Origin of the sequence: Mucilaginibacter hurinus, assembly GCF_003324525.1 — a bacterium.
Classification (GTDB): Bacteria; Bacteroidota; Bacteroidia; order Sphingobacteriales; family Sphingobacteriaceae; genus Mucilaginibacter; species Mucilaginibacter hurinus.
In genome coordinates this window covers 503,089-526,892 of the sequence record NZ_QGDC01000001.1, presented here as the reverse complement: position 1 = coordinate 526,892, position 23,804 = coordinate 503,089, and the positions used below count along the sequence as shown (strand labels likewise).

The window sequence follows — 23,804 nt, the reverse complement described above, 5'->3', positions numbered from 1 at the left end:
GCGGCAGGGAGTAAGAAGTCGGTAAGCACGGTGTTTTTGGCGGTGAAAGTTGCCAAGGTAATTAAGCGCCCATAAAAAAAGCCCCCGCTGTAGCAGAGGCAATTTTTTATAAGGCCGGTAAACTAACCTAAAGGCCGCCCTTCACTAAAATTAATGGTTGACCGGATTTTCCCCTTTTTTCAATGTACCATTGATAAACAATACAGGGTTAACTTTCTTGGTATCACCCTGGTAAACCCATACCGTATTGCCTATGTATGTACGGAAAGCGTTGTTAACCTGGTCAAGCGTAAGCTTTTTAACATCGTCAACCATGGTTAACGACCGTTTCCAATTGTTATGCAGCACTTCATTTGCTGCAATTGATGAAGCCTGGGCCGCATTGGTTTCATTTTTATAGTAAAAGCCGGTAAGGTATTCTATTTTCTTATTAGCCACTTCATCCGCGCTAAACCCTTTGGTTTTAATCGAGTCAACCAGTTTATCAAAAACAGCTATATATTTATTGGGCTCGGTGGTTGAAACAGATACCCGTGCCACGGCAGTTGCACCTCCGCTAAACCATGATTGCGGCGCGTATGAAAGGGCATTTTTGGTGCGTACATCCACAAAGTGCCTATCGCCAAATATACGCATAGCCACGCTAAAGGCGTCAAAATCTTTAGTGCCGGGTTGCGGACCGCCCGTTATCCCTTCTACATAATTGGTAGCGAGGTCTTTCTTCTGCGAACTGAAGCTGTTTTTATATACCCTGAAGGATTCTTTTCTGAATGTAAACGGACTTCCCGGTTTGATACCACTTAACATGGCACCTACTTTCGATTCAATAGTTGCCTTATCTAAATTGGCCACTACCACAACTAATAACCTCGATTTAGTTAATATGCTGTTATAGTAGGTCCTGGTTTCTTCGGGCGTTAGTTTTGACAGCACAGGCACGCTGCCGGCGGGGTCTTTGGCATAATCGCGACCGGCAAAGGCAACGCTATCGGCAAACTTATCAATCGCTTCATCCGGCTGCGATTGCTCAACCCTTAACTTGTTAATAGCGTCTTGCTTTACACGGGCAAATTCTTTGGGATCAAATTTAGGCTGTGTTATAGCTTCAACATATAACGGCCATACCAGGTCAAAGTCGGGCTTAAGACAATTGAGCCTGATAACCGAATAATTTTTGTTGGTACTGCCATAAACCTGGGCGGTTACCCGGTCAAGCGCGTCTTTAAAACTGTTTTTGTCGCGTTGTAAAGTGCCGCACTCAGTTAATGCCGACATAGCCATAGCTTCGATGCCGATTTTAGTAGCAGGATAGTTTTGTACGCCTCCTTTTATAATAGTTTGTATCTCTATAATATCGTTTTTGGTTGGCTGTACAATTACTTTAACGCCATTTACCATCATTTCGTAAGCCTGCTCCTGAGCCATTACCGGGCTGGTATTTATTCCTGTCAGGGCAACAAATAATATCAAAAAGTATCTCTTCATTTTGTAATGTATTAACGGTTATTTAGCCACAAAAAATGAGGCTACGTTATTTTGTTTACTTAACTCCGGCTTAATAATTATACCTGCAACTTTGGGCTTGCCGGCAATATAAGTATCAACGTATTTTTTTATGTCAGCACGGGTAACTTTCTGGTAATTATCGTCCAGGTCGGTGCCGTAATTTAGTGATGTACTGCACCATTGATATGTAAGCTGGCTGGCCAGGCTTGAGGGTTTCTCTTTTCTGCGAAGGCTGTTCCGGTACAGCTTGGCTTTGGCATCTTTTAACTGTTCATCGGTATAATAGTCATCCTTATCCCACATGCTTATTTGTTTCATCAGCTCCTCGTGGCATTCTTTAAGCTTATTGGGGTTAGGTACCACAAATACTTCAATTGGCCCTACATACCTGCATGTTGAATAACTTACGTCGACAGCTGAAACGAGGCCCTTATCAACCAACGCCTGCTGCAATTTAGATGAATTTAAACCAACTATGGTTGAGAAGACGTCAGCTGCTATGGTGCCTGCAGAATCGGTAGCGTATGACGGGCCCTGCCAGTTATACATCATATAAGGAGTTTGCGCTATAGTTGATTCTTTAATAAAGAATTCGTCTTTAGTAAGCGGCTTAAACGGCGGTATCGGATATTTTTCATGAGGGTCAAAACCGCTTGATTTCCAATCACCAAATATATTTTCGGCCAATTTGAACGCTGCGTCATGCTTCACGTCGCCGCAAATAACAAGTATACTATTGTTAGGATGATAGTACTTATCCTTTATGATCATCATTTTTGCCGGCGTGGCTGTATTGATCACTTCGTGGTCGCCTATCGGGTTTTTACGGGTTACAAGGTCTCCCCAGAGTTTTTTAGCTGATTCATGCCATATAGTAAACCCCGGATCGCTCTCTGCGCGCTGAAATTCGCCGTCAACCACAGGCCGTTCCTTCTTCATATCTTCATCGCGGTAGATAGGGTACCGTATCGCCGAATTCATGAAGTTTAAACCTGCTTTTAAGCTGTCCCTGTCAAATGTGAAATAGTAATTAACCCGTTCAACATTGGTTGTGCCATTCCAAATTGCACCCAACTCCTGGGTACGTTTTATAAACTTTTCCTGGTCGGGGTAATCCTTATTGGCTTTAAAAAACATGTGCTCAAAAAGGTGCGACAAGCCACTGTACTCCGGGCCTTCCGTATAAGCCCCATTTTTTACGGCAATCTCAATAGTAGCCAGCGGTACTTTGCTATTCTCAATAACTACTATTTCAAGTCCGTTAGGTAGTTTTTTCCAGAAATAACCCTCGGGCAATTTTGGTTGGGCGGCGGTGGTCAAGGTAAACAACAGCCCTATAACACTTAGCGATAAATGCTTGATAAACATAGAGGTCATAAAATATTCAGTTAAATTAGAAGTAAATATATTGCTATAAATTAAAAAGACGTAGTGTCTATTCCATAAATTACAAAATCAGGAAGGATTTCCCACCTAAAGGGGGATGTGGTGCATTTTATTTAAACTGTAAGGCCACCTTCTTGTTGGCTATGGTTTCAAGTAAGGGTTTAAAAATCAGCCCGGCATTTTCCTTTGCCTTGTCAGTGATGTGCATTTCGCGGCTGGCCTCAAGTATTTTTTGCTCGGCAATTTTATAAACCTCTTCAACCATTTCCTTTGCATTGCCTGGGAACCAGGCGCCAGAGATGTCATACACTTTTGACTGCTGATGATCAAGTTTTACATAACATATTTCGGGCTGGGGCAGGGTCACAATCACACTGTCCGCTGTCTGTTTAACATCAGTTGCTTTTACCTTCGTCAAATCTATACATGCTGTAACCTCACCAACCGCTAAGAATAACACCCGTTCATCGGGCAAAATAGTATGTACCTCTTTTTTTTCAACTATATCTTTCATGGCATATTTAACCAGCTCCAGTTTGCCCATGCTGGTTATTTTTTTTACCATAACAACCTGGCTTACTTCGGTGTGCGATTTGCTAAACTGGCGTTTTACATAGAAGAATATAAATATTAAAAACCCTACAATTACTAATGAGATAATAAGGCTGATAGAGAGTCGGCTGCGAATGCTGGTCATGATAAAAAAAATGTTAGTAAACAAAGAGGCCCACCGATACAACGTCGGCGGGCCTTATTAGTTTATCTTGTCTTTTAAAGTTTACGCGTAAGTAACATTTAGTGTAAAAGGTACGCTAAGGGCTTTCGATATTATGCAATTTGTTTTCGCGCCTTCAGCAACTTCTTTAAATTTTTCTTCTGATACGCCTTGTATAACTGAAGCTTTTAACTCCAGGTGAATACCTGTTATGCTAAGGGCATTCATATCAAGGTCTAATATGGCTTCGGTAGTTAAATCACCGGGGGTAAAGCCCTCCTGGCTTAGGGCTGCGCCTACTGCCATGGTAAAGCAACCAGCATGTGCTGCCGCAATCAATTCCTCGGGATTGGTGCCTACGCCTTCGGCAAAGCGCGTTTTAAACGAGTATTGGGTGTTATTTAAAGTGGTACTTTGGGTGGTTAGCTCACCTTTGCCTTCTTTTAAGGTTCCGGCCCAATGGGCTGTTGCTGTACGTTTCATAAGTGTAATTTTGGTGTTTGTTTGTAAAGTTATAACTTTTAGCTAATGATTGATAGTTGATAGCAAAATGCTGTTCTCATAAATAACACTCTGATCAACGCCATTTTGCACGCTCATATTGCACCGGCCATTGTATATCAGCACCTAACGCATGTGCTGCACGCAGCGGAAAATGCGGGTCGCGCAGCAATTCACGGGCTATTATTACTATATCAGCTTCGCCCGACCGAATAATCTCATCCGCTTGCGCAGCTTCTGTAATTAATCCCACAGCTCCTGTACGTATTCCTGCATGCTGTTTTATTGCATGTGCAAATTCTACCTGGTAGCCTGCCTTTACAGGTATGTTGGCCGCAGGCACGTTGCCGCCGGTCGAGGTGTCGATCAGGTCAACGCCTTTTGCATGTAAAACTTTGGCCAGCTCTATTGAATCGTCTACCGTCCAGCCTCCTTCAGTCCAGTCTGTTGCAGATATGCGAACAAATAGCGGTAAATCTGCGGGCCACACTTCCTGTACGGTTTCAACCACTTCAACCAGCAGCCTTATGCGGTTTTCAAACAATCCGCCGTATTCGTCGTTACGCTGGTTGCTAAGTGGTGAGTAAAATTCGTGCAGCAGGTATCCATGCGCACCATGTATCTCAATCACCTTAAATCCGGCAGTAAGCGCACGTATAGCGGCAGCTTTAAAATCAGCTTTTACTTTTTCAATGCCTGCTTTATCAAGCTCAGCAGGGGCTTCCCCTGTTTCAATAAAAGGTACGGCACTCGGCGCTACCGATATCCAGCCGTTTTCGGCACCGGATGGTATTTGCGCGCCACCGTTCCACGGCAGGTCATGGCTGGCTTTGCGGCCGGCATGCGCCAATTGTATTCCGGCAATAGCACCCTGCTCATGGATAAAAGTGGTTATCTCTTTCAGCTTTGCAATATGCTCGTCTTTCCAAATGCCGAGGTCGCCGTAGGTAATGCGGCCTTCCGGCGATACAGCCGTGGCCTCGGTAATTACCAGCGCGGCGCCGCCCACAGCGCGGCTGCCAAGGTGTACGAGGTGCCAGTTATTGGCAAAGCCATCGGTACTTGAGTATTCGCACATAGGCGATACTGCTATGCGGTTCTTAAAATCAATGTTTTTTATTTTTAGTGATGAAAACAAATTACTCATGGCTGTTTATTTTTTTGTAAATATGAGCATCGTCTGCAGCCTAATATTCACATGTTTGTCAAATGCCAAGCTTATGATGTTAAAATGATAATCAAAACAAGGCTAGGAAATGCCGGTTGATATAATACTTTTGTTGTAATGTGTAAGTTGAACCTTAAAATCGAAATCATTTGACCACCTATACCACCTTAATGATATTGTGCGGACTGGTCATATTTTCGTACTTGTTTGACCTTATTGCCGGCAGAACGAAGTTGCCATCGGTGCTGCTATTGCTGTTTTTAGGCATCGGTTTAAAACAGTTAACATTGCACTTTAACTGGGTTACCATTGATTTTTCAAAAATATTGCCTGCCCTGGGTACCCTGGGTTTGATTCTTATTGTTTTTGAAGGCTCACTGGAACTTAAATATACCCCTGAAAAAAACAAGATAATTAAAAAATCTTTTCTTTCGGCGCTGGTTATACTGCTGCTGACTACTGCCGCTATCACAGCTATTTTTTGCTATACTACCGGGCAAACCATTCACCGCTGCATGGTGAACGCTATACCTTTCGGGGTAATAAGTTCTTCTATTGCTATACCATCAGCTTCGGCGCTCCCTAAACGCAAGAAGGAGTTTATTATTTATGAATCGTCTTTTTCAGACGTGTTAACTATTGTATTTTTCAATTTTGCAGTAAGCAACAGCTATTTTAACTTCACAGCTTTTACCAGGTTAGGCATTGAGTTGATTACCATTATTGTGTTTGCCATGGCAGCCTGCCTTTTGCTGCTTTACCTTATCAAAAACATAACTCATCACGTTAAATTTTTCCTTATTATATCCATCATTATCCTGGTGTATGTTATAGGCCAGCAATATCATTTATCGTCGCTGATTGTAGTGCTCGCTTTTGGGTTATTTTTAAATAACGCAGGCAGTATTACGTTGCCCTGGTTCAGGCGGAATTTTTTATATCCGGCCCTGCCGCATGAGTTAAAACAGCTGCTGCAGCTCTCGGCCGAAAGTGCCTTTATCATGCGGACATTTTTCTTTGTAATATTTGGATTTACCATGGCGGTAGACCAGCTGCGCGACAGTAATTTACTGATTGTTGGCGGATTGCTGCTGGCTGCGATTTACTTTATCAGGTTTGTATATATTAAAACAGTGTCAAAAACTGATATGATGCCTGAACTTGTACTCGTGCCTCGTGGCTTAATAAGCGTATTGCTATATTATAACTTGCCGCCCCATTTAAAAATGGAAGAGATTGGCACAGGGCTACTATTTGTGGTGGTATTGGCTACCAGTATCATCATGAGCCTGGGCTTGCTCGGAACTAAGTGGGGTGCCACACCGCAGGATCGTGAATTTGAGGATGTTTAATCAACCCTCGGAATATTTACCGGTTTCTTTTTTATTCTTCACCAGTAAAACCTCATCATTATCAAGGAGCAAGTACCCGTAATCATAACAAAAAATGTAGCGCGCGCCCGCCTGGGTTTGATAGATGCTTGTTAAATAGTCGAAATCAAATCCTTTTACCAGCATTTTCTCCCGCGTGGTTTTTGTTTTACCTGACGGATTCAGCTCCTCCAAAATCCGCCGGTTACGGCGCAGGATATTATTGATGTTACGCACCAGGTTGTAGGTGGTGCTATTAAGCTGATTGTTGTAATTATTACGGCATATATCATTGCAAAACTTCTTGTCGGCACGGCCATGCATAACATTTCCACAGTCGAGACAAATTTTCTCATTATTCATAAGTGAAAGATAGTGAATTAAATATCCGTTTGCAAACGTTTGCAAACGGATATTGTCGATTGTAAGCGTTTATCACCCGAATAAATTTTTGCCGTCGCAAAACCTTTGCATTGTTGAATGACAGAGGTTATAGCAACCTTCAACTATAATATTAAAAACAATATAATAACAACATGGCAACATTAAGAAACTGCGTACGCCTGATAGGCAACCTTGGCACCGACCCTGAAGTAAGAGTATTTGATAACAACCGTAAACTGGTACGTTTGTCAATAGCTACTAACGAGAGTTACAAAAACGAAAAAGGCGAAAAGGTAACCGAAACCCAATGGCATCACCTTACCTTGTGGGGAGCACAGGCTAGTTTGGCTGAACAATATTTGCGTAAGGGTGATGAAGTATCTGTTGCGGGCAAACTTGCTACGCGCAACTATAATGATAAAGATGGGGTAAAGCGCTACGTAACCGAAGTGGTTGTAAATGAATTTTTAAAGCTTAACAGTAAAAGTTAAGGTGTCGTTACAGCCACCGGCAATATTTTACCGTTAAAAAATTTATGACCGGTAAGCGCAAAGTCGGCGATATACTTGCCCATTTCAAATGCCAACACAGGCGACTCGTAACCCGGGAATGCTTTTTCGAGCATTTCTGTTTGCGCCGAGCCTAATGCAAGGCAATTAACTTTTACCTGTTGTTCGGCCAGTTCAAAAGCCAGGCATTCGGTTAACGTATGCAGGGCCGCTTTGCTGGCCGAATAGGCAGCTAACCCGGGGAACTTTACACTGCCCTGGAAACCGCCCATGCTCCCTATGTTTAAAATATGGGCACCCGGGGGCATCAACGTAACCAGGCTTTGAATGATGCGCACATGGCCGATGTAGTTGCTTTGCAACATCTCAATAAAGTCAAGTTCTTGTAACTCCATAAATGGCTTATTTACAAGCATGCCGGCGTTATTGATCAGTATATCAACCCGGTTGTCAAAATTGTTAGCAATAAATTGCTGTAGGTCGTTATAATCATCATTCACCAGGTCAAAAGCAAGGGCGTATAACGTACAATCAGGATTTATCCCTTTGGCAATTTCCAAAAGCCTGCCCAATTTATCCTGCGAGCGTGCTAACGCTATTATATTATGCTGTCCGGACAAGCACAATTCAATAACGGCTTCAAAACCTACTCCGCTGCTGGCGCCTGTTACGATGATGTTCATATCTCACTCTATTTTGCTGTGTTTTCCGTGTCTGTTTCCTCAATACCTGGCAGGCCGGCCTCTAACCTGCTTGTACGTATTACATAATAAATGCCGGTTAAAGCCACCAGTAGCGATATAAGGTAAAATGAAATACTCAGGAATACCGCCAACCCAACATCCATATTGAATACACCTGAAAGTTGTGTAAAAATAGTTTCACGCGCACCGGCGCCGCCGATGGTTATAGGAACTACCGCGGCTAAAGCCGACGCTAAAAATGACAGCAAATATGGCGCGAACTTGCCCTCAAAATTTTGACCAAACAACACGAATATGATAGTCAATACCTGCATCCCTTGCACTAAAACCGCTTTAGCGTGTGCCTGGAAAAAAAACCGGGTATATTCCTTAAAAAATTTATATGCCACAAAATAATATATAATGGAGCCCACTATAAATATGGCTCCCGGGATAGCAAGGTGCACATCAATTTGCGGGATAAAGATGATCAATGCACAAATTATAAATCCTATAGCCCATAAACCACTTAACCTGTCAAACAAAATAGCCCAGAAAACCTGTTTCGCGGGTAATTTGTAACGTTTATTTAACAGCCATATCTTATAGCCGTCTCCTCCTATACCACCGGGCAGTAAAAAGTTGTAAAACAACCCAAGCAGATACAAACGAAAGTTAAATCGGCGTGATAAATTCAGGTCTATCGATCTGAAAAAACTGAGCAGGCGCCACGAGGAAACCATAGTTGAAGCAAAAAAGCAAACCAAGGCTACTGTCATCCACCAATAGTTGGCTTTTAAAAGCCTGTCTTTCACATCGCTGATTGGAACTTTGCTAAAAACGTAGTAAAGCAATGCGCTTGTTACGGTAATTTTTAGTACGAGCTTTGCCGCATCCCAAATTTTTTGCCTGCTTGTTTTTTTAAGGTTAGGGGTTTCCTCTAAATTGGTCATTGCATGCAAAGCTAATAATTTCAGTATATTTTAAAATGTTAAGTTTTGCGTAGTGTGGCATGCGTTTGCAATATAGTTTTTGACATCCCGGTTAACTTTAAAGTAGTATTTTTGCACCAAATTTTAACGGAATGAGCAAAGTAAAGGTTGGCGTAGTGCAAATGAGTTGTGTTGCTGATAAGCAGCAAAACTTGGATAAGGCTATAGTTAAGGTACGCGAAGCGGCCAAAAAAGGCGCGCAGATTGTTTGTTTGCAGGAATTATTTACCTCATTGTACTTTTGCGACGTAGAGGATTACGATAATTTCAAATTAGCTGAAACAATACCCGGTCCTTCCACGGATGCCTTGTCGGCGGTAGCGGCAGAGTTAGGGGTGGTTATCATCGCTTCGCTTTTTGAAAAACGTGCACAGGGTGTTTATCACAATACTACTGCGGTGTTAGACGCTGACGGCAGCTACCTGGGTAAATACCGCAAAATGCATATACCGGATGATCCCGGATTTTACGAGAAGTTTTATTTTACGCCCGGGGATCTTGGTTATAAAGTATTTAAAACCAAATTTGCTAAAATAGGTGTGCTCATCTGCTGGGATCAATGGTATCCCGAAGCTGCGCGTATTACATCATTAATGGGTGCCGAAATATTGTTTTATCCAACGGCTATTGGTTGGGCCTCAACACAAGACGATGCCACCAATACCGATCAATACAATGCATGGCAAACTATACAACGGTCGCACGCAGTAGCAAACGGGGTGCATGTTGTAAGTGTAAACAGGGTAGGTGAAGAAGCCGGACTGAAATTTTGGGGCGGCTCATTCGTTTCAAATCCTTTTGGCAAAATCTTATACCAGGCTACGCCTGATGAGGAGGAAGTTACTGTGCATGAATTAGACCTCGACCAATCTGACTATTATCGCAGCCACTGGCCGTTTTTACGTGATAGAAGGATTGAAACGTATCAGCCGATAACGAAGAGATTACTTGATGAAGAGTAGGCAGTAGCCCATAGACAATAGTCGATAGACCATGGTAAAATATGTCGTTTAAGTTTGAAAACCTGCAGATTTGGCAAAAGGCATTGGATTTGACCGATGAGATAAATTCATTAACAAAGAATTCATTTCCTAAGGATGAACTATTTATACTAACGTCACAAATTAAACGAGCTGCTGATTCAGTGGTACTTAATATTGCTGAAGGTTGCACCGGACAAACTAACGCAGTTTTTAGAACATTTCTTAACTATGCATTACGTTCTGCTATTGAGGTAGTATCGTGCTTATTTATTGCAAAAAGGAGAAATATAATTAACGAAATCGATTTTGAAAGGCTTTATAACGAGTATCAGGCCTTAACAAAAATGATTACTTCATTACGAAACACTTTATAATCTTGCTACTATGGACTATCGACCATCGTCTATGGACTTAAAAACTTTCCACTTCCCTGCCGAATGGCATCCGCATAAAGCTACCTGGCTCAGCTGGCCTCATAAGGAAGCGTCATGGCCGGGAAAGATTCAGATGATATACCGCCGCTATTGCGAGTTTATTAAGGAGCTTACTGCGGGCGAGTTAGTGCGCATTAATGTGGTGAATAAAGAAATGGAATCATTTGCGCAGCAGCAATTGAGTCTTATTGATACTGATTTGAGCAAAGTGGAATTTTTTGAGTTCCCGACTAACGACGCATGGTGCCGCGATCACGGCCCGGCGTTTTTAATCAATCCAGAAACAAAACAGAAGGTAATTATAGACTGGGGGTATAACGCCTGGGGCGACAAATATCCCCCGTACGATCTGGATGATGTGATACCTACCCGCATTGCTGAGTACTACAATTTGCCGGTTTATCATCCCGGCATTGTAATGGAAGGCGGAGCGGTTGATTTTAATGGTAAGGGCACGGTGTTAACCACTACTGCTTGTTTACTTAATAAAAACCGAAACCCGCATTTAAACCAGCAGCAAATTGAAGGCTACCTGCAAAACTTTTACGGTGTTGAGCAAGTGCTTTGGTTGGGCGACGGTATAATAGGCGATGATACCGACGGCCATATTGATGACATTACCCGTTTTGTTAATGAGGATACGGTGGTAACCGTTATTGAAGAAAATAAGAGCGACGAAAATTATCATATCCTGCAGGAAAATTTGAGCACTCTGAAAACTATGCGGCTGCTTAACGATAAGCAACTGAACATAATTGAATTGCCGATGCCTGACCCCGTTATTTATGAAGACCAGCGACTGCCGGCTTCATATGCTAATTTTTACATCGGTAATGCGGTGGTTGCCGTGCCCACCTTCCGTTGCGAAAAAGACCAGAAAGCCGTTGATATTTTGCAGCAATGTTTTCCGGACAGGAGGGTGGTGGGCATTGACTCTACGGATATTATTTGGGGACTGGGTAGTTTTCACTGCTTAAGCCAGCAGGAACCTGCAGTTTAGGATACTCAAGGCGGGTCAGAAAGTATCTACCTTTAAGTCTTATCTTTTGAAATATACCTGGGGTGAAGGGCATCTGCTAACATTTTCATGGTTAGGATGTTATTCATAAGCTAAAACCGCGCTCATGAAAACATCAGACCCTTTTAACCGCAGAAAATTTATCAAAACACTATCTTATAGTGCAGGCACGCTCGCGCTTATGCCGGCTTTTCAAAGCCTGTCGGCTTGCGCGGCAACTCCGCAGGAAAAAAAATTAGGCATAGCCTTAGTAGGACTTGGTAGTTATAGCACCGGCCTGCTGGCACCTGCCTTGCAAAAAACAGAACACTGTTACTTGGCAGGGATAGTTACCGGTACACCAGCCAAGGCTGACACATGGTCGAAAAAGTACTATATTTCCAAAAGCAATATTTATAACTACGATAATTTTGACTCAATAAAAGATAACCCCGCTATTGATATTATATACGTGGTGCTGCCTATTGCCATGCATAAGGAGTTTACCATACGCGCAGCAAAAGCAGGTAAGCATGTAATATGCGAAAAGCCTATGGCGCTTAACGCCGCCGAGTGTGCCGAAATGATTGCCGCTTGTACAGCTGCCGGCAAAATGCTATCAATTGGATACCGTTTGCACTTTGAGCCCCATAATCAGGAGATTATGCGGATAGGCCAAAAGCAGGTATATGGTAAAATAAAATCCTTAGATACAGGGAACGGCTATGTATGGGGTGGCCCGCCAACCTGGCGACTAAAAAAAGATATGGCCGGGGGCGGCGGTTTAATGGATATGGGCGTATATTCTATACAAGCTTCGAGGTATACAGTAGGGCAGGAGCCGTTATACGTTACCGCAAGAGAAGAGAAGACCAATAGCGATCTCTTTAAAGAAGTGGACGAAACAGTATACTGGGAATTAGAATTTCCCGGTGGGTTAAAAACCACTGGCAGGTCAAGCTACAATAAAAGCTGGGGGTACCTGAAAGCCGCAGCTGAAAAAGGCGAGTTTGGTTTAGAACCCGCTTTTGGTTATGGGCCGATACATGGCTATACCCCTGATGGAAAGATGGATTTCCCGCAGGTGTTTCACCAGGTACATCAAATGGACGACTTTGCGCAATGTGTAATGCTCAAGAGGCCAACCCGTGTGCCCGGAGAAGAGGGCATGAAAGATATGAAAGTTATAGACGCTATTTACAGGAGTATAGCCTCAGGAAAAAGGGAAAAGGTATAGATAAAAAAACGTAATGGTGAGAAACGAAGCAATCCCAGGCCTATGCATTCCGGCCTTGTATATGAGAGATTGCTTCGTTCTTCGCAAAAATGCGGATATCGGGGATAATGTTTACTTCAACAGGTTCTTCCAGCTAACCAAATTGCCAATAATGCGCTCCAAGTCGGCAGCTGCTACACGTTCCTGCGACATGGTGTCGCGGTAACGGATAGTTACTGTGTCATCCTCTAGTGTCTGGTGGTCCACCGTGATACAAAACGGGGTGCCAATGGCATCCTGCCTACGGTAGCGTTTGCCAATAGCATCCTTTTCCTCGTATTGGATGTTGTAATCCAGTTTCAGCTTATCCATAATCTCCCGGGCTTTTTCAGGGAGTCCATCTTTTTTAGTGAGCGGAAATATAGCTGCTTTTACCGGGGCGAGGCAAGGATGCAGCCTGAGCACAGTGCGGCTATCTTGCTTTTCAGCTGTACTTAAGTCTTCCTCTTCGTATGCGCTTACTAACGTCAGCAAAAACAACCTGTCTAAACCTATAGATGTTTCAATTACGTAAGGTATATAATTGCCATATGGCTGGTTGGTCTCGGGGTTAACTTCCGGGTCAAAATATTGCATTTTCTTTCCCGAGAATTTCTGATGCTGGCTCAGGTCAAAATCCGTGCGGCTGTGTATACCTTCTACTTCTTTAAAGCCAAACGGAAATTCAAATTCGATGTCGTAAGCGGCATCAGCATAGTGAGCTAGTTTGGTATGTTCGTGAAAACGGTACTTCGCCGGGTCAATGCTTAATGCAAGGTGCCATTTCAGGCGTTCTTCTTTCCACTGGTTAAACCACTCTTTTTGCGTGCCGGGGCGCACAAAAAATTGCATTTCCATCTGCTCAAACTCGCGCATGCGGATGATAAACTGGCGGGCTATAACTTCGTTACGGAAGGCTTTGCCGATTTGCGCTATACCGAAAGGTATTTTCATCCTGCCGGACTTTTGCACATTAAGGTAATTAACAAAAATGCCCTGTGCTGTTTCGGGGCGCAGGTAAACAACATCGGCATCATCAGCTACGGCACCCATCTGGGTGCTAAACATCAGGTTAAACTGTCGTACGTCCGTCCAGTTACGGGTGCCGCTTACAGGGCAGGCTATTTCCTGTTCTACTATCAGTTCTTTAAGACGCGGCAGGTTCTCGGCTTTCAACGCGTCGTCCATAGCTGCTTGCAGGGCCGCAGCCTTGTCGGTTTTTCCGTCCGCTTCGTATTTCGCAATTTTATCTTCAAGCAGTTGGTCGGCACGGTAGCGTTTTTTCGAATCTTTATTATCTATCATCGGGTCGCTGAAGCCGTCAACGTGGCCGCTGGCTTTCCATGTGGTAGGATGCATAAATATAGCGGCATCAATGCCCACAATATTCTCATGCATTTGCACCATGGCTTTCCACCAGTAAGTTTTAAGATTGTTTTTTAACTCCGAGCCATTTTGGCCGTAGTCGTAAACAGCGCTGAGGCCATCATATATTTCGCTCGACTGAAACACGAAACCGTATTCCTTGGCATGTGATATTACGTTCTTAAAAAGTTCGTCGGTCGCTTTACTCATAATAGGGGCAAAGATATATTTTAGTCCGTAAGTCCGGAAGTTTTTAGTCCGAAAGTCTGAAACCCTGAAGTATACATCCTATGCATCGAAAATCGCATTGGGTATACGCCAATGTTATTCTCTCGTGATTCCACATTTCCGGACTTAAAGACTAAATATTACCTTTGAAAGTATGAGCATTGAGGTATCAGGCCTGACAAAAATTTACGGCACGCAAAAGGCGGTAAACGATATAACGTTTACCGCCGGGCCGGGCGTTCTTGGTTTTTTGGGGCCTAATGGCGCGGGGAAGTCTACCACCATGAAAATATTGACATGCTTTATCCCCCAAACTTCAGGCACCGCAAAAGTTTGCGGCTTTGATGTGGCGACACAGTCTCTCGATGTACGCCAGCATATTGGTTACCTGCCCGAAAGCAACCCGCTGTATACCGATATGTATGTGAAAGAGTCGCTGGGTTTTGTTGCCGGAATTCATGGCATTCGTCAACCCGGAAAGCGTATAGCGGAAGTAATTGAACAAACGGGACTTGGACCAGAACAACACAAGCAAATAAGCCAGCTATCAAAAGGCTACAAACAACGTGTTGGACTGGCACAGGCTATTTTGCATAACCCTGATGTGCTTATACTTGACGAGCCCACCTCGGGCCTTGACCCCAATCAGCTCATCAGTATCAGGCAGTTAATAACTGATTTGGGTAAATCTAAAACGGTCATCTTATCTACCCATATTATGCAGGAAGTAGAGGCTGTTTGTAATAACGTTGTCATAATCAATAGGGGCCACTTAGCTGCCGATGACACCGTTAAAGGATTGCGACAAAAGTACAACAACCAGTTACTCGAGCAAATTTTTACAAAGATTACCAACGGTTGATTGATTTTTTTACAATTGATTATCAGTGCGTTATTAACAAGTTACTAACACGCTGTAACAAATTCAAACCAGGCACATCTATAGCTTGGTAAGCTGAAATATAATCTAAATCAGTTAAGCAGATGTTAAATGTGGAAAAAAATGGCCATTTGCTAATTTGAAATAATTTATAATTTTGCCGCCGAAAAAACAACTTAAATTCATTTAACAATTAAAACAATGAAAAAATTTTTACTTGCCTTAGTAGTATTAACAGGCGCAGCATTTAGTGCATCTGCACAGTCAGAGGGTGGAAAATTCAGCATCGGCGTTGAAGCTGGTTTACCTGTAGGTGACCTGAAAACAACTTCTTCGTTTATAATTGGCGGTTCATTAAAGTATGACCAGCCTGTAGCTGAGAGTACATTTGTTACCCTTTCTGCCGGTTACAGTAACATCCAAGGAAAAACTGTAGGTGGTTTTAAATATGGTAATAGCAGCGCTATCCCAGTAAAAGCCGGTCTGAAATATTTTTTTAGTGAAGGTTTTTACGGTGAGGCACAAGCTGGCGCTGCATTCTTATCAGATGGTGCCGGTACTGCATTTGCTTATGCTCCTGGTGTTGGTTATTCATTTGGTGGCGGCGTTGACCTTGGCGTTCGTTACGAAGCTTGGACTAAAAGCGGTGCTACCCTTAGCCAAATCGGATTGCGTTTAGCTTACAGTTTCTAGAAATAACTGAACACCCTCAAAAACAAGCCTGTATAAATATACAGGCTTGTTTTTTTATATAATCAAATTACTACTAAACTTTATACATTATGAAAAAAAATCTATTAACAGCTCTATTAAGCTTCCTTTCTGTTGCAGCATTTGCACAATCAAGCGGTAAAACAACTATTTCTTTTGAAGGTGGAGTGCCAATTAGTCCAACCAGTGATTTCTCATCTTTTATAGTTGGAGGCTCGATAAAGTATGATTTGCCAGTTATAGAAAACGTATTTGTTACTTTTTCGGGTGGTTACTCAAGTGTTTTATTAAAAAATGGTGCCACAAATACATCTGGAGGAGGATCTGTAGGCTTAGTACCTATAAAAATAGGTGGTAAGTACTTTTTTACCTCAACGTTATTTGGTGAGGCTCAATTAGGTGCCGCATTTAGTACAGAAAAGGGTGGCAAAACTTCTCTGGCTCAGGCAATCGGATTAGGTGTAAAAGTGTCCGAACGGGTAGAGTTTGGTAGTCGCTATGAAGGATGGTCGCAAAATGGGGGTATTATTCAACAGCTAGGTTTCAGATTAGGAGTTTCCTTTTAAGTATTTTAAATATGATAGTGAGGGAGTATTCCTGCTCCCTTGCTTTATTCCAAACCTAAACATATTGTGAGCTATCGAAGGATATACATGGGTAGTTTTATCAATAATGTATTTATATCATATATTGCCTTTTATACCTCTTAAAAAGCAGAGAGATATCTTGTAGACCAATTAGTTTTACATAGAAATTAAAGTGCAGCGCCTTGGACTTTGAAACGGTCAAAATTTGAATTTCGTTATGCATTGGTTTGCGCGGCTTTTCTTAAGTTTCGATGTTTCTATAATATTCGCCAGCCTGCAGTGTAGGCTTTTCTTTTTTGTAAATAAAGGGTTAATTGTAATTTCGGCTTATATTTAAGATATAATTGTGCTCAATATTCTAAAAAAAGAAATTACATCCTATCTTAATTCACTTACCGCTTATATCACTATAGGCGCGTTCTTGCTGATGCTCGGCTTGTTTTTATGGGTATTTCCGGATACTGGCATACTTGACAATGGTTATGCGGCGCTCGATAATTTGTTTAGCATAGCGCCTTACCTGTTCATGTTTCTGATACCCGCCATTACTATGCGCTCGCTGGCTGAAGAACGTCGGGAGGGTACGTTTGAACTGTTGCTTACCCGCCCCCTTACCGATGTGCAGATTGTGGCAGGAAAATATTTGGCCGCCCTGATCCTTATTTCGTTCGCGCTGATACCTACGCTTATTTACTATTACACAGTTTATAATTTAGGCAATCCGGCAGGTAACATTGATACCGGCGGTGTAATAGGTTCATACATCGGATTATTACTGCTTGGTTCGGCCTTCGCGGCCATAGGGTTGTTCGCGTCATCGGTTAGTAGAAACCAAATTGTTGCGTTCACCATAGCCGTATTTATTTGCTTCTTTTTTTATGCGGGCTTTGATTCTTTAAGCCGTGTGCTTCTATTGCAAGGCCTGGGCCTGCATAATCTAGGCATCACCGAGCATTATCAATCCGTAAGCCGCGGTGTGCTTGATACCCGCGACCTGGCATATTTTATAGTGCTGGCAGGCATTTTTTTATGGCTTACTCTTTTTGTATTGCTCAAACAGCGTGGTAGAAACTTGTGGGGGAGTTTCATGATAGTTAGTATAACGGTTCTGATTGTTACCGGCGTCGCGGCGCAAATGGCCTTTACCCGCTTTGATTTTACCAAAGAGAAGCGCTATACCATATCACCATCGAGTCGGAATGTATTGGATAGCCTGGCGATGCGGGTTAAAGTTACAGTGTACCTGCAAGGCGATAATTTCCCCGCCGGCTTTAAGAGGCTGCAGCAAGCTACAAAGGATATGCTAAGCGACTTGCAATCCTATAGCCACGGTAAACTGCAATTTGAGTTTGTTGACCCGCTTGAAGGTTTGGCAGCGGAGGAACAGGAAAACAAAATACAGGAACTTCAGGATAAGGGTATTGATGCCACCAACCTTAGCGTCAAAACCGACGACGGATTATCGCAAAAAATTATATTTCCCTCGGCCATGGTACAGGCTGGTAACCGCGGGATAGCTGTTAAGCTGCTGCAAACACGCATTGGCCTGGCGCCTGATGAAGTATTGAATAATTCCATACAAAATCTCGAATACGCTTTTACATCGGCCATAAAAAAGACTACCGGCACGGGTAAGCCACGTATAGGTTTCACGGAGGGGCACCGCGAGTTGAGCAATGTACAATTAAATGATGCCTTCAGGACACTGTCTGACGGTTACCTGATTGGCCGGGTAGATATAAATACTATACCGTTTGACAGTTTAAAAAAAATAAATTTACTGGTTATACCTAAACCCGACGCGCCGTTTACTGAAGCTGAAAAATTCAAACTGGACCAGTACCTGATGCAGGGCGGGCGTGTACTGCTGACCATTGACCAGGTAAGTGCCGAACTTGACAGCCTGCGCGGACGGGGCGGACAGCAACTTGCGTTCCCTAAAAAGCTAAATCTCGATGACCAGTTGTTTCGTTACGGAATACGGGTGAATTATGATTTACTGGCAGACATGAGTTGCTCGCAAATACCCGTGGCGGCCGGCAACATAGGCGGGCAGGCACAAATACAAATGGCACCATGGTTGTTTTACCCCGTATTTATACCGCTTTCGCAGCACCCCGTAGTGAAAAATATAGATGGCATTAAAGGTCAGTTTGTTTCAACTATTGATACTTTGGCTACTAAAGGCATAAAAAAAACCGTATTGCTTACTTCGTCGCCTTTAAATAAAAAATTAAATGCGCCCTACATGCTCTCGTTACAGGCACTTGAGCAGGAACCGCTGCCCGAAGAATTCCGTAACCAACCGAAAACAACAGGCGTGCTGCTTGAAGGGGAGTTTCTCTCGAGCTTCCGGAACCGGCCGGTGCCCGCAGGGGCTAATGAGCCTATCGCCGTATTACCGCGCAGTGAGCGTGCAAAAATAATAGTGTTTAGTGATGGCGACATTTTTAAAAATGAAGTGGCAGCGGATGGTTCGCCGTACCCTTTGGGATATGACCATTATACCCGTCAAAACTTTGCCAATAAAAACCTATTGCTCAATATTGCCGATTATATGACTGATGATTCCGGACTGATTGAACTGCGCGGTAAAGAGCTTAAATTACGCCTGCTGGACCGCGCCCGGATACGCACTGAAAAAGCAACCTGGCAGATTATTAACGTGGTGGCGCCATTGACTTTGGTGTTAATATTTGCTATTTTTCAACATTATTTGCGAAGGCGGAGGTATGCCCGTTAAATTTTATACTTTTGGTTGTAATATAAAAAACAGATATGCGATTTATTGTTTCTACATCAACATTGCTCAAACAATTACAGGCTGTTAGCGGTGCCTTGAGCAACAGTACCGTGCTGCCAATATTGGAGAACTTTTTGTTTGAAATAAAGGATGGTAACCTAACCATTTCGGCTACCGACCTGCAAACCAGCATGACCACTTCGCTGGCGGTTGAAGCAAAGGAAAACGGGCGCATTGCCATACCATCGCGTATACTGTTAGACACCTTGAAATCATTACCTGAGCAGCCTGTAGCATTTTCAGTTGATGATACCACTTTTGCAATTGAAATAAGTGCCGGTGACGGTAAGTATAAATTGAGCGGCGAAAATGGCGAAGATTTTCCGAAGATACCTGTTGTTGAAAATGCTTCATCAGTAAGCTTACCCGCATCAGTATTAGCCGAAGCCATTAATAAAACCATATTCGCGGTGAGCAATGATGAGCTTCGCCCGGCCATGACAGGGGTTTATTGCCAACTGTCAACAGATCATATCACCTTTGTGGCTACAGATGCACATAAACTGGTACGGTACCGCCGTAAGGATGCCAAAGCAGCCGGTACAACATCATTTATATTGCCTAAAAAGGCCCTAACGCTGTTAAAGTCGGCTTTACCGGTTGATGATGTTAACGTATCTGTTGAGTACAATAACACCAGCGCATTTTTCAAATTTGGCAGCATTAATTTAGTTTGCCGTTTAATTGACGAGCGTTACCCCGACTATGAGGCGGTTATACCCTTAAATAACCCTAACAAATTAAATATTGACCGTTTGGCATTCTTGGGCTCGCTAAGCCGTGTTGCCATTTATGCAAATAAAACCACGCACCAGGTTCGTTTAAAGATAACGGGCAGCGAATTGAATATCTCATCAGAGGATATTGATTTTGCCAACGAAGCACATGAGCGTTTAAGCTGCCAGTATGAAGGGGATGATATTGAAATTGGTTTTAACGCCCGTTTCCTTATTGAGATGCTAAAAAACCTGAGCAGCGACGAGGTAGTGCTTGAAATGTCGACACCAAACCGTGCCGGTTTACTACTGCCGCAGGGGGGTGATGATAACGAGGACGTGCTAATGCTGGTAATGCCGGTAATGCTTAATAGCTACGCCTAATTGTAAACCCGAATGATATAGAAAGAAAAGTCCGGACATGAATGCGCCGGACTTTTTTTATAGCCCGATATAACAAAATTTATTATAAGCGTTATACATTAGCATATGAAATTCAGGGTAGTTATTTGTGCAGCAGCTATACTTGCGGGATTAACTTCATGTAATAAAGATGATTTAGCACCCCCGGTTTTGCCATCTACACGCATGGCGGTTATCAATGCGTCGGCAGATGTATTTAACATATTGCAGAATGGCAACCGTATAAATGGCGAAGCTAGTCTTTATCCCGGCGGAGCAATGGGATACACAGCCGTAACTGCCGGGGAACAAAATTACCAGTTAAAAAGAATGGGTTCGCCTGATGTGGCTTTAAATATGCCAATGACATTAGACACATTGAACAATTACTCATTTTTTGTAACAGGCTTAAGCCCGGAAGAAGTATTTTTATTGAATGACAAACTGGTGTTTGATGTGGATACTGTTGCAAAAGTAAGGTTTGTGAATGCCTCGCCTGAAGAAATCAATCTGGACCTGATGGTGCGAAATATAATTGACGAGGAAGAAGAGGAAGAGGAGGAGGATACCACGATAGTAACCACGCGCATAGATAACGTAGCTTTCAAAACAGCGTCAGCCTTTACAAACGCAGTTACAGGCAATATCGAAATAAAAATTTTTAGAAACGGAACCTCTAATGCACTGTTAACCGACACGATTAGTTTGCAGGCAAGGCAAGGATATACCATATTTGCAAAAGGCAGATTAAATCAAAGTGGTGACAGGGCTTTTGGACATGGGGTGTTCATTCATCAACAATAAAAAGTAAAAAGTGGGCAAAAATAATAATAGCAGGCTACTGGTTACTCTATCGCTATTTACTTTCGGGTTAATAGGGTTACCTTTATTATTTACGTCATGCGGAAAGCAGGGCAATATAAACCCCGTAGAGGCGAAGATAGAGTACCAGGTGTTAAATCTTAGTTATGATATTTTGCCAGTCAATTTATACGTTGATTTTTTAAAGCAAACAACATCCCCGGTGAGTTATCCTAATTCTTCGGGATACATCAGCTTAAATACCATTGATACCCCTTTTCAGATACGGTCGGCAAATATCGCTTCGGTTACCAACCTTTTAGTTATAGATAGTACTAAACTAAGCCGGCGTACCAAGTATTCGGTTTTTATTACAGGCTCAAGGGAAAACAACACCCTTACTTATATTTTTACTGTTGATAGCAGCACCGTACCGCGTGTTGGTCGTGGTAAAATCAGGTTTGTAAATGCTGCGCTACCCGTTGGCGGTACCGAACGTGGCCTTGACCTAACGGCCAATGATACAGTAGCCTTCAGCCAGCATACTTATAAAAAGGTAAGCGATTATGTGGAATTGAGTGCCGGCCTTTACAATTTACGGATACGCCCAAGTGCAAAACCCAGCGAGACATTGGCCGAATTGCCGCGAACCAACATTGAAGACGGTAAATTGTATACAATTTACACCTATGGTTTGGCCGGAAGGATTGATACGGCTGCTTTTGGCGCAAAGATTTTAACTAACCGTTAGCCGTTTTTTATTTCTATTTTTGCGCAAAACAAAATTACGTGGAAGTTATACTTGACTTTATACTGCATATAGATAAGCACCTGGCGCAAATAACCCATGATTACCAGGCCTGGACTTATCTTATATTATTCCTGATCATATTTGCCGAGACCGGATTTGTAGTAACGCCATTTTTGCCCGGCGATTCGCTGCTGTTTGCTGCTGGCGCTTTAATTGCAGGTGAGCAAACAGGTTTAAATATCTATATTTTGGCCTTACTGCTGATAATAGCTGCATTTGCAGGCAATACTGTTAATTACATGCTGGGTAGTTACCTTGGGCCTAAGGTTTTTAAAGAGAACAACAAGATACTAAAACTTGATTATTACCTGCAAACCAAAGCTTTTTTTGATAAGCATGGTGGCAAGGCTGTAATATTTAGCCGTTTCCTTCCCATATTCCGTACCGTGGCGCCTTTTGTAGCCGGGGTTGGCAGAATGGAATTTGGCCGCTACAGTTGGTATAATATCGTAGGCGGTTTAGCCTGGGTAATAAGTTTTTTGTTTTTAGGTTACTTTTTTGGCAATATACCTATCGTTAAAAAGAACTTTACACTGGTGGTTGTAGCTATCATCCTTTTCTCTATCATCCCGCCGGTATGGGCCGCTATAAAAGCCCGCAAAACTAAAAAGCCGATTGACGAAATTAAGATGTGACGTTATAACTTTAGCGTTGGCTGACCGGCATCTACCCATGCCGAAAACCAGTAACTGCCAACGCTGATAACAGCCATTTGCATTCTACGTTCAACCATGCCAGTAAGCATTTTGTTATAGGCCCGGCAATATTCGGGCGAGTAATCCTTTACTTTCTTTTCACCACGTTGTATCATGGCATACCTGTTTTCAAAAGGGATGCGCTTATTAAGCAGGCGCTGAAGTCTTAAAACTGTGTCGGCGCTTTTGAAGGAACTGTGGCAAACGGCAAACGCTTCTGTAAGCGGATTGCTGATGTAACGGGCCTTTAGCGGCTTAACTTTGTACTGGTTGCCAAAATACTCGGGCAGGCGGCTCTCCCATAAGGCGTGTATGCCCTCCTGCCCGCTAAGTTGCCCGTCGTGGTTGAGGGTGAGGTGCAGCGGCACATGTGCATCTGCTATGTAATGGGCAAGGTTGGCTGATATGCGTAAGATAGCAATAGTATCATGCTTTTTAAACGCGTTTACAAGCCAGTAATAATTTTGCTGTATAGTCCATGGCAATGTGCCGTGTTTCAATATAGTGTCTAACGAATATTTGGCTACCGCGTCCTTCCATTTCCGTGGCATAGTTGTAAAAGGTTGTTTACCGTACCGGTCGGCATTGAAGTAATGTTTAGGTATTTCAGCTGAGTCCACATAGCGTCGTTTATCGGCTGTTATGGCATGATCAGTAATGTAGGTAATGTGCTTCTTATAGAAACCGCTCATACCTTTCGGCAATGTCGCAACAGCGAGTCGGTTTATACGGAAGTGCGCAAAATATCCCCAGGATGAGCAGGCTAAAATTAAGGTTAAACCTGTAAAAAGTATAAGTGCTCTGCGCATGGCGTACCAATAATAAGCATTGTTGGGCTAGCTGCTTCAATAAACTTAAAGTTTTTAAGTTTAAAATTTGCTTGTGAAATTAAATTTATCATCCTATATTTGCACTCTTTAAA

The 23,804-nt window shown here is 42.9% G+C and carries 24 protein-coding genes; 14 read left to right on the top strand and 10 right to left on the bottom strand.

Going from position 1 to position 23,804, the window contains the following annotated elements; translation table 11 throughout:
- Nucleotides 1-150: 150 nt before the first annotated feature.
- The 5 genes from DJ568_RS02310 to namA form a co-directional block, all read right to left on the bottom strand.
- Nucleotides 151-1,485, bottom strand: coding sequence for a M16 family metallopeptidase (locus DJ568_RS02310; protein WP_114003607.1), 1,335 nt, complete (start codon nt 1,483-1,485; stop codon nt 151-153).
- A gap of 18 nt (nt 1,486-1,503) precedes the next feature.
- Nucleotides 1,504-2,883 carry a M16 family metallopeptidase gene (locus tag DJ568_RS02305; RefSeq protein ID WP_233496605.1) on the bottom strand — a complete coding sequence of 460 codons (1,380 nt, stop codon included), beginning with the start codon at nt 2,881-2,883 and terminating at the stop codon, nt 1,504-1,506.
- 118 nt (nt 2,884-3,001) lie between these two features.
- Nucleotides 3,002-3,589 (bottom strand): DUF4230 domain-containing protein, encoded by a 588-nt coding sequence (locus DJ568_RS02300; protein WP_233496604.1) that lies wholly within the window; start codon nt 3,587-3,589, stop codon nt 3,002-3,004.
- Nucleotides 3,590-3,670: 81 nt separating this feature from the next.
- Entirely contained in the window at nt 3,671-4,090 is a 420-nt protein-coding gene (locus DJ568_RS02295; protein ID WP_114003605.1) for an OsmC family peroxiredoxin, read from the bottom strand.
- Between the two features lie 94 nt (nt 4,091-4,184).
- Nucleotides 4,185-5,255: an NADPH dehydrogenase NamA gene (gene namA / locus DJ568_RS02290; protein WP_114003604.1), complete on the bottom strand. Its 1,071-nt coding sequence runs from the start codon at nt 5,253-5,255 to the stop codon at nt 4,185-4,187.
- Between the two features lie 170 nt (nt 5,256-5,425).
- On the opposite strand from namA, the gene DJ568_RS02285 reads away from it, so the two are divergent.
- On the top strand, nt 5,426-6,628 hold the full coding sequence (locus tag DJ568_RS02285; protein WP_114003603.1) for a cation:proton antiporter domain-containing protein: 1,203 nt from the start codon (nt 5,426-5,428) through the stop codon (nt 6,626-6,628).
- On the opposite strand, the gene DJ568_RS02280 is transcribed toward DJ568_RS02285, so the two are convergent.
- Nucleotides 6,629-7,009 (bottom strand): hypothetical protein, encoded by a 381-nt coding sequence (locus tag DJ568_RS02280; protein WP_114003602.1) that lies wholly within the window; start codon nt 7,007-7,009, stop codon nt 6,629-6,631.
- Between the two features lie 173 nt (nt 7,010-7,182).
- On the opposite strand from DJ568_RS02280, the gene DJ568_RS02275 reads away from it, so the two are divergent.
- Nucleotides 7,183-7,521: a single-stranded DNA-binding protein gene (locus DJ568_RS02275; RefSeq protein ID WP_114003601.1), complete on the top strand. Its 339-nt coding sequence runs from the start codon at nt 7,183-7,185 to the stop codon at nt 7,519-7,521.
- Here DJ568_RS02275 and DJ568_RS02270 read toward each other — a convergent pair.
- Together DJ568_RS02270 and DJ568_RS02265 are read right to left on the bottom strand one after the other, a co-directional pair.
- Nucleotides 7,518-8,222 (bottom strand): SDR family NAD(P)-dependent oxidoreductase, encoded by a 705-nt coding sequence (locus DJ568_RS02270; RefSeq protein WP_114003600.1) that lies wholly within the window; start codon nt 8,220-8,222, stop codon nt 7,518-7,520. The two genes, DJ568_RS02275 and DJ568_RS02270, sit on opposite strands and share 4 nt — an antisense overlap.
- Before the next feature lie 8 nt (nt 8,223-8,230).
- Nucleotides 8,231-9,175, bottom strand: coding sequence for a lysylphosphatidylglycerol synthase transmembrane domain-containing protein (locus DJ568_RS02265; protein WP_114003599.1), 945 nt, complete (start codon nt 9,173-9,175; stop codon nt 8,231-8,233).
- Nucleotides 9,176-9,306: 131 nt separating this feature from the next.
- On the opposite strand from DJ568_RS02265, the gene DJ568_RS02260 reads away from it, so the two are divergent.
- From DJ568_RS02260 to DJ568_RS02245, 4 genes are all read left to right on the top strand, one after another.
- Entirely contained in the window at nt 9,307-10,176 is an 870-nt protein-coding gene (locus DJ568_RS02260) for a carbon-nitrogen hydrolase (RefSeq protein WP_114003598.1), read from the top strand.
- A gap of 41 nt (nt 10,177-10,217) precedes the next feature.
- Complete coding sequence (locus tag DJ568_RS02255; protein ID WP_114003597.1) at nt 10,218-10,571, top strand: four helix bundle protein; 354 nt, start codon at nt 10,218-10,220, stop codon at nt 10,569-10,571.
- A 10-nt stretch (nt 10,572-10,581) separates the two neighbouring features.
- Complete coding sequence (locus tag DJ568_RS02250; RefSeq protein ID WP_114003596.1) at nt 10,582-11,631, top strand: agmatine deiminase family protein; 1,050 nt, start codon at nt 10,582-10,584, stop codon at nt 11,629-11,631.
- 124 nt (nt 11,632-11,755) lie between these two features.
- The gene (locus tag DJ568_RS02245; RefSeq protein WP_114003595.1) at nt 11,756-12,865 is read left to right on the top strand and encodes a Gfo/Idh/MocA family protein; all 1,110 of its coding nucleotides are present in this window, start codon (nt 11,756-11,758) and stop codon (nt 12,863-12,865) included.
- A gap of 111 nt (nt 12,866-12,976) precedes the next feature.
- Here the strand turns inward: DJ568_RS02245 and DJ568_RS02240 are convergent, their stop codons facing one another.
- The gene (locus tag DJ568_RS02240; protein ID WP_114003594.1) at nt 12,977-14,458 is read right to left on the bottom strand and encodes a glycine--tRNA ligase; all 1,482 of its coding nucleotides are present in this window, start codon (nt 14,456-14,458) and stop codon (nt 12,977-12,979) included.
- Nucleotides 14,459-14,630: 172 nt separating this feature from the next.
- Here DJ568_RS02240 and DJ568_RS02235 point away from each other — a divergent pair, with 172 nt between their 5' ends.
- The 8 genes from DJ568_RS02235 (at nt 14,631) to DJ568_RS02200 (ending at nt 22,822) form a co-directional block, all read left to right on the top strand.
- A complete protein-coding gene (locus tag DJ568_RS02235; protein WP_114003593.1) occupies nt 14,631-15,338 on the top strand; it encodes an ATP-binding cassette domain-containing protein in 708 nt (235 codons plus the stop codon).
- A 219-nt stretch (nt 15,339-15,557) separates the two neighbouring features.
- Complete coding sequence (locus tag DJ568_RS02230; RefSeq protein WP_114003592.1) at nt 15,558-16,049, top strand: outer membrane beta-barrel protein; 492 nt, start codon at nt 15,558-15,560, stop codon at nt 16,047-16,049.
- An 89-nt stretch (nt 16,050-16,138) separates the two neighbouring features.
- Nucleotides 16,139-16,633 (top strand): hypothetical protein, encoded by a 495-nt coding sequence (locus DJ568_RS02225; protein ID WP_114003591.1) that lies wholly within the window; start codon nt 16,139-16,141, stop codon nt 16,631-16,633.
- Nucleotides 16,634-17,000: 367 nt separating this feature from the next.
- Nucleotides 17,001-19,397 (top strand): gliding motility-associated ABC transporter substrate-binding protein GldG, encoded by a 2,397-nt coding sequence (gene gldG / locus DJ568_RS02220; RefSeq protein ID WP_114003590.1) that lies wholly within the window; start codon nt 17,001-17,003, stop codon nt 19,395-19,397.
- Nucleotides 19,398-19,432: 35 nt separating this feature from the next.
- Entirely contained in the window at nt 19,433-20,557 is a 1,125-nt protein-coding gene (gene dnaN / locus DJ568_RS02215) for a DNA polymerase III subunit beta (RefSeq protein WP_114003589.1), read from the top strand.
- Nucleotides 20,558-20,662: 105 nt separating this feature from the next.
- Complete coding sequence (locus tag DJ568_RS02210; protein ID WP_114003588.1) at nt 20,663-21,379, top strand: DUF4397 domain-containing protein; 717 nt, start codon at nt 20,663-20,665, stop codon at nt 21,377-21,379.
- A gap of 10 nt (nt 21,380-21,389) precedes the next feature.
- A complete protein-coding gene (locus DJ568_RS02205) occupies nt 21,390-22,127 on the top strand; it encodes a DUF4397 domain-containing protein (protein WP_114003587.1) in 738 nt (245 codons plus the stop codon).
- A 38-nt stretch (nt 22,128-22,165) separates the two neighbouring features.
- Nucleotides 22,166-22,822, top strand: a complete 657-nt coding sequence (locus DJ568_RS02200; RefSeq protein WP_262510659.1) for a DedA family protein — start codon at nt 22,166-22,168, stop codon at nt 22,820-22,822.
- A 2-nt stretch (nt 22,823-22,824) separates the two neighbouring features.
- Here DJ568_RS02200 and DJ568_RS02195 read toward each other — a convergent pair whose 3' ends face one another.
- Nucleotides 22,825-23,691, bottom strand: coding sequence for a zinc dependent phospholipase C family protein (locus tag DJ568_RS02195; protein ID WP_147238694.1), 867 nt, complete (start codon nt 23,689-23,691; stop codon nt 22,825-22,827).
- Between the last annotated feature and the right edge of the window lie 113 nt (nt 23,692-23,804).

Bases quoted from the DNA above. Each gene is read 5' to 3' on its own strand.
- DJ568_RS02275 (WP_114003601.1), top strand. From the start codon at position 7,183: ATGGCAACATTAAGAAACTGCGTACGCCTGATAGGCAACCTTGGCACC.
- DJ568_RS02225 (WP_114003591.1), top strand. From the start codon at position 16,139: ATGAAAAAAAATCTATTAACAGCTCTATTAAGCTTCCTTTCTGTTGCA.
- DJ568_RS02280 (WP_114003602.1), bottom strand. From the start codon at position 7,009: ATGAATAATGAGAAAATTTGTCTCGACTGTGGAAATGTTATGCATGGC.
- DJ568_RS02305 (WP_233496605.1), bottom strand. From the start codon at position 2,883: ATGACCTCTATGTTTATCAAGCATTTATCGCTAAGTGTTATAGGGCTG.
- DJ568_RS02250 (WP_114003596.1), top strand. From the start codon at position 10,582: ATGGACTATCGACCATCGTCTATGGACTTAAAAACTTTCCACTTCCCT.
- DJ568_RS02235 (WP_114003593.1), top strand. From the start codon at position 14,631: ATGAGCATTGAGGTATCAGGCCTGACAAAAATTTACGGCACGCAAAAG.
- namA (WP_114003604.1), bottom strand. From the start codon at position 5,255: ATGAGTAATTTGTTTTCATCACTAAAAATAAAAAACATTGATTTTAAG.
- DJ568_RS02230 (WP_114003592.1), top strand. From the start codon at position 15,558: ATGAAAAAATTTTTACTTGCCTTAGTAGTATTAACAGGCGCAGCATTT.
- DJ568_RS02255 (WP_114003597.1), top strand. From the start codon at position 10,218: ATGTCGTTTAAGTTTGAAAACCTGCAGATTTGGCAAAAGGCATTGGAT.
- DJ568_RS02300 (WP_233496604.1), bottom strand. From the start codon at position 3,589: ATGACCAGCATTCGCAGCCGACTCTCTATCAGCCTTATTATCTCATTA.
- dnaN (WP_114003589.1), top strand. From the start codon at position 19,433: ATGCGATTTATTGTTTCTACATCAACATTGCTCAAACAATTACAGGCT.
- DJ568_RS02260 (WP_114003598.1), top strand. From the start codon at position 9,307: ATGAGCAAAGTAAAGGTTGGCGTAGTGCAAATGAGTTGTGTTGCTGAT.
- DJ568_RS02210 (WP_114003588.1), top strand. From the start codon at position 20,663: ATGAAATTCAGGGTAGTTATTTGTGCAGCAGCTATACTTGCGGGATTA.
- DJ568_RS02270 (WP_114003600.1), bottom strand. From the start codon at position 8,222: ATGAACATCATCGTAACAGGCGCCAGCAGCGGAGTAGGTTTTGAAGCC.
- DJ568_RS02240 (WP_114003594.1), bottom strand. From the start codon at position 14,458: ATGAGTAAAGCGACCGACGAACTTTTTAAGAACGTAATATCACATGCC.
- DJ568_RS02265 (WP_114003599.1), bottom strand. From the start codon at position 9,175: ATGACCAATTTAGAGGAAACCCCTAACCTTAAAAAAACAAGCAGGCAA.
- DJ568_RS02195 (WP_147238694.1), bottom strand. From the start codon at position 23,691: ATGCGCAGAGCACTTATACTTTTTACAGGTTTAACCTTAATTTTAGCC.
- DJ568_RS02245 (WP_114003595.1), top strand. From the start codon at position 11,756: ATGAAAACATCAGACCCTTTTAACCGCAGAAAATTTATCAAAACACTA.
- DJ568_RS02310 (WP_114003607.1), bottom strand. From the start codon at position 1,485: ATGAAGAGATACTTTTTGATATTATTTGTTGCCCTGACAGGAATAAAT.
- DJ568_RS02295 (WP_114003605.1), bottom strand. From the start codon at position 4,090: ATGAAACGTACAGCAACAGCCCATTGGGCCGGAACCTTAAAAGAAGGC.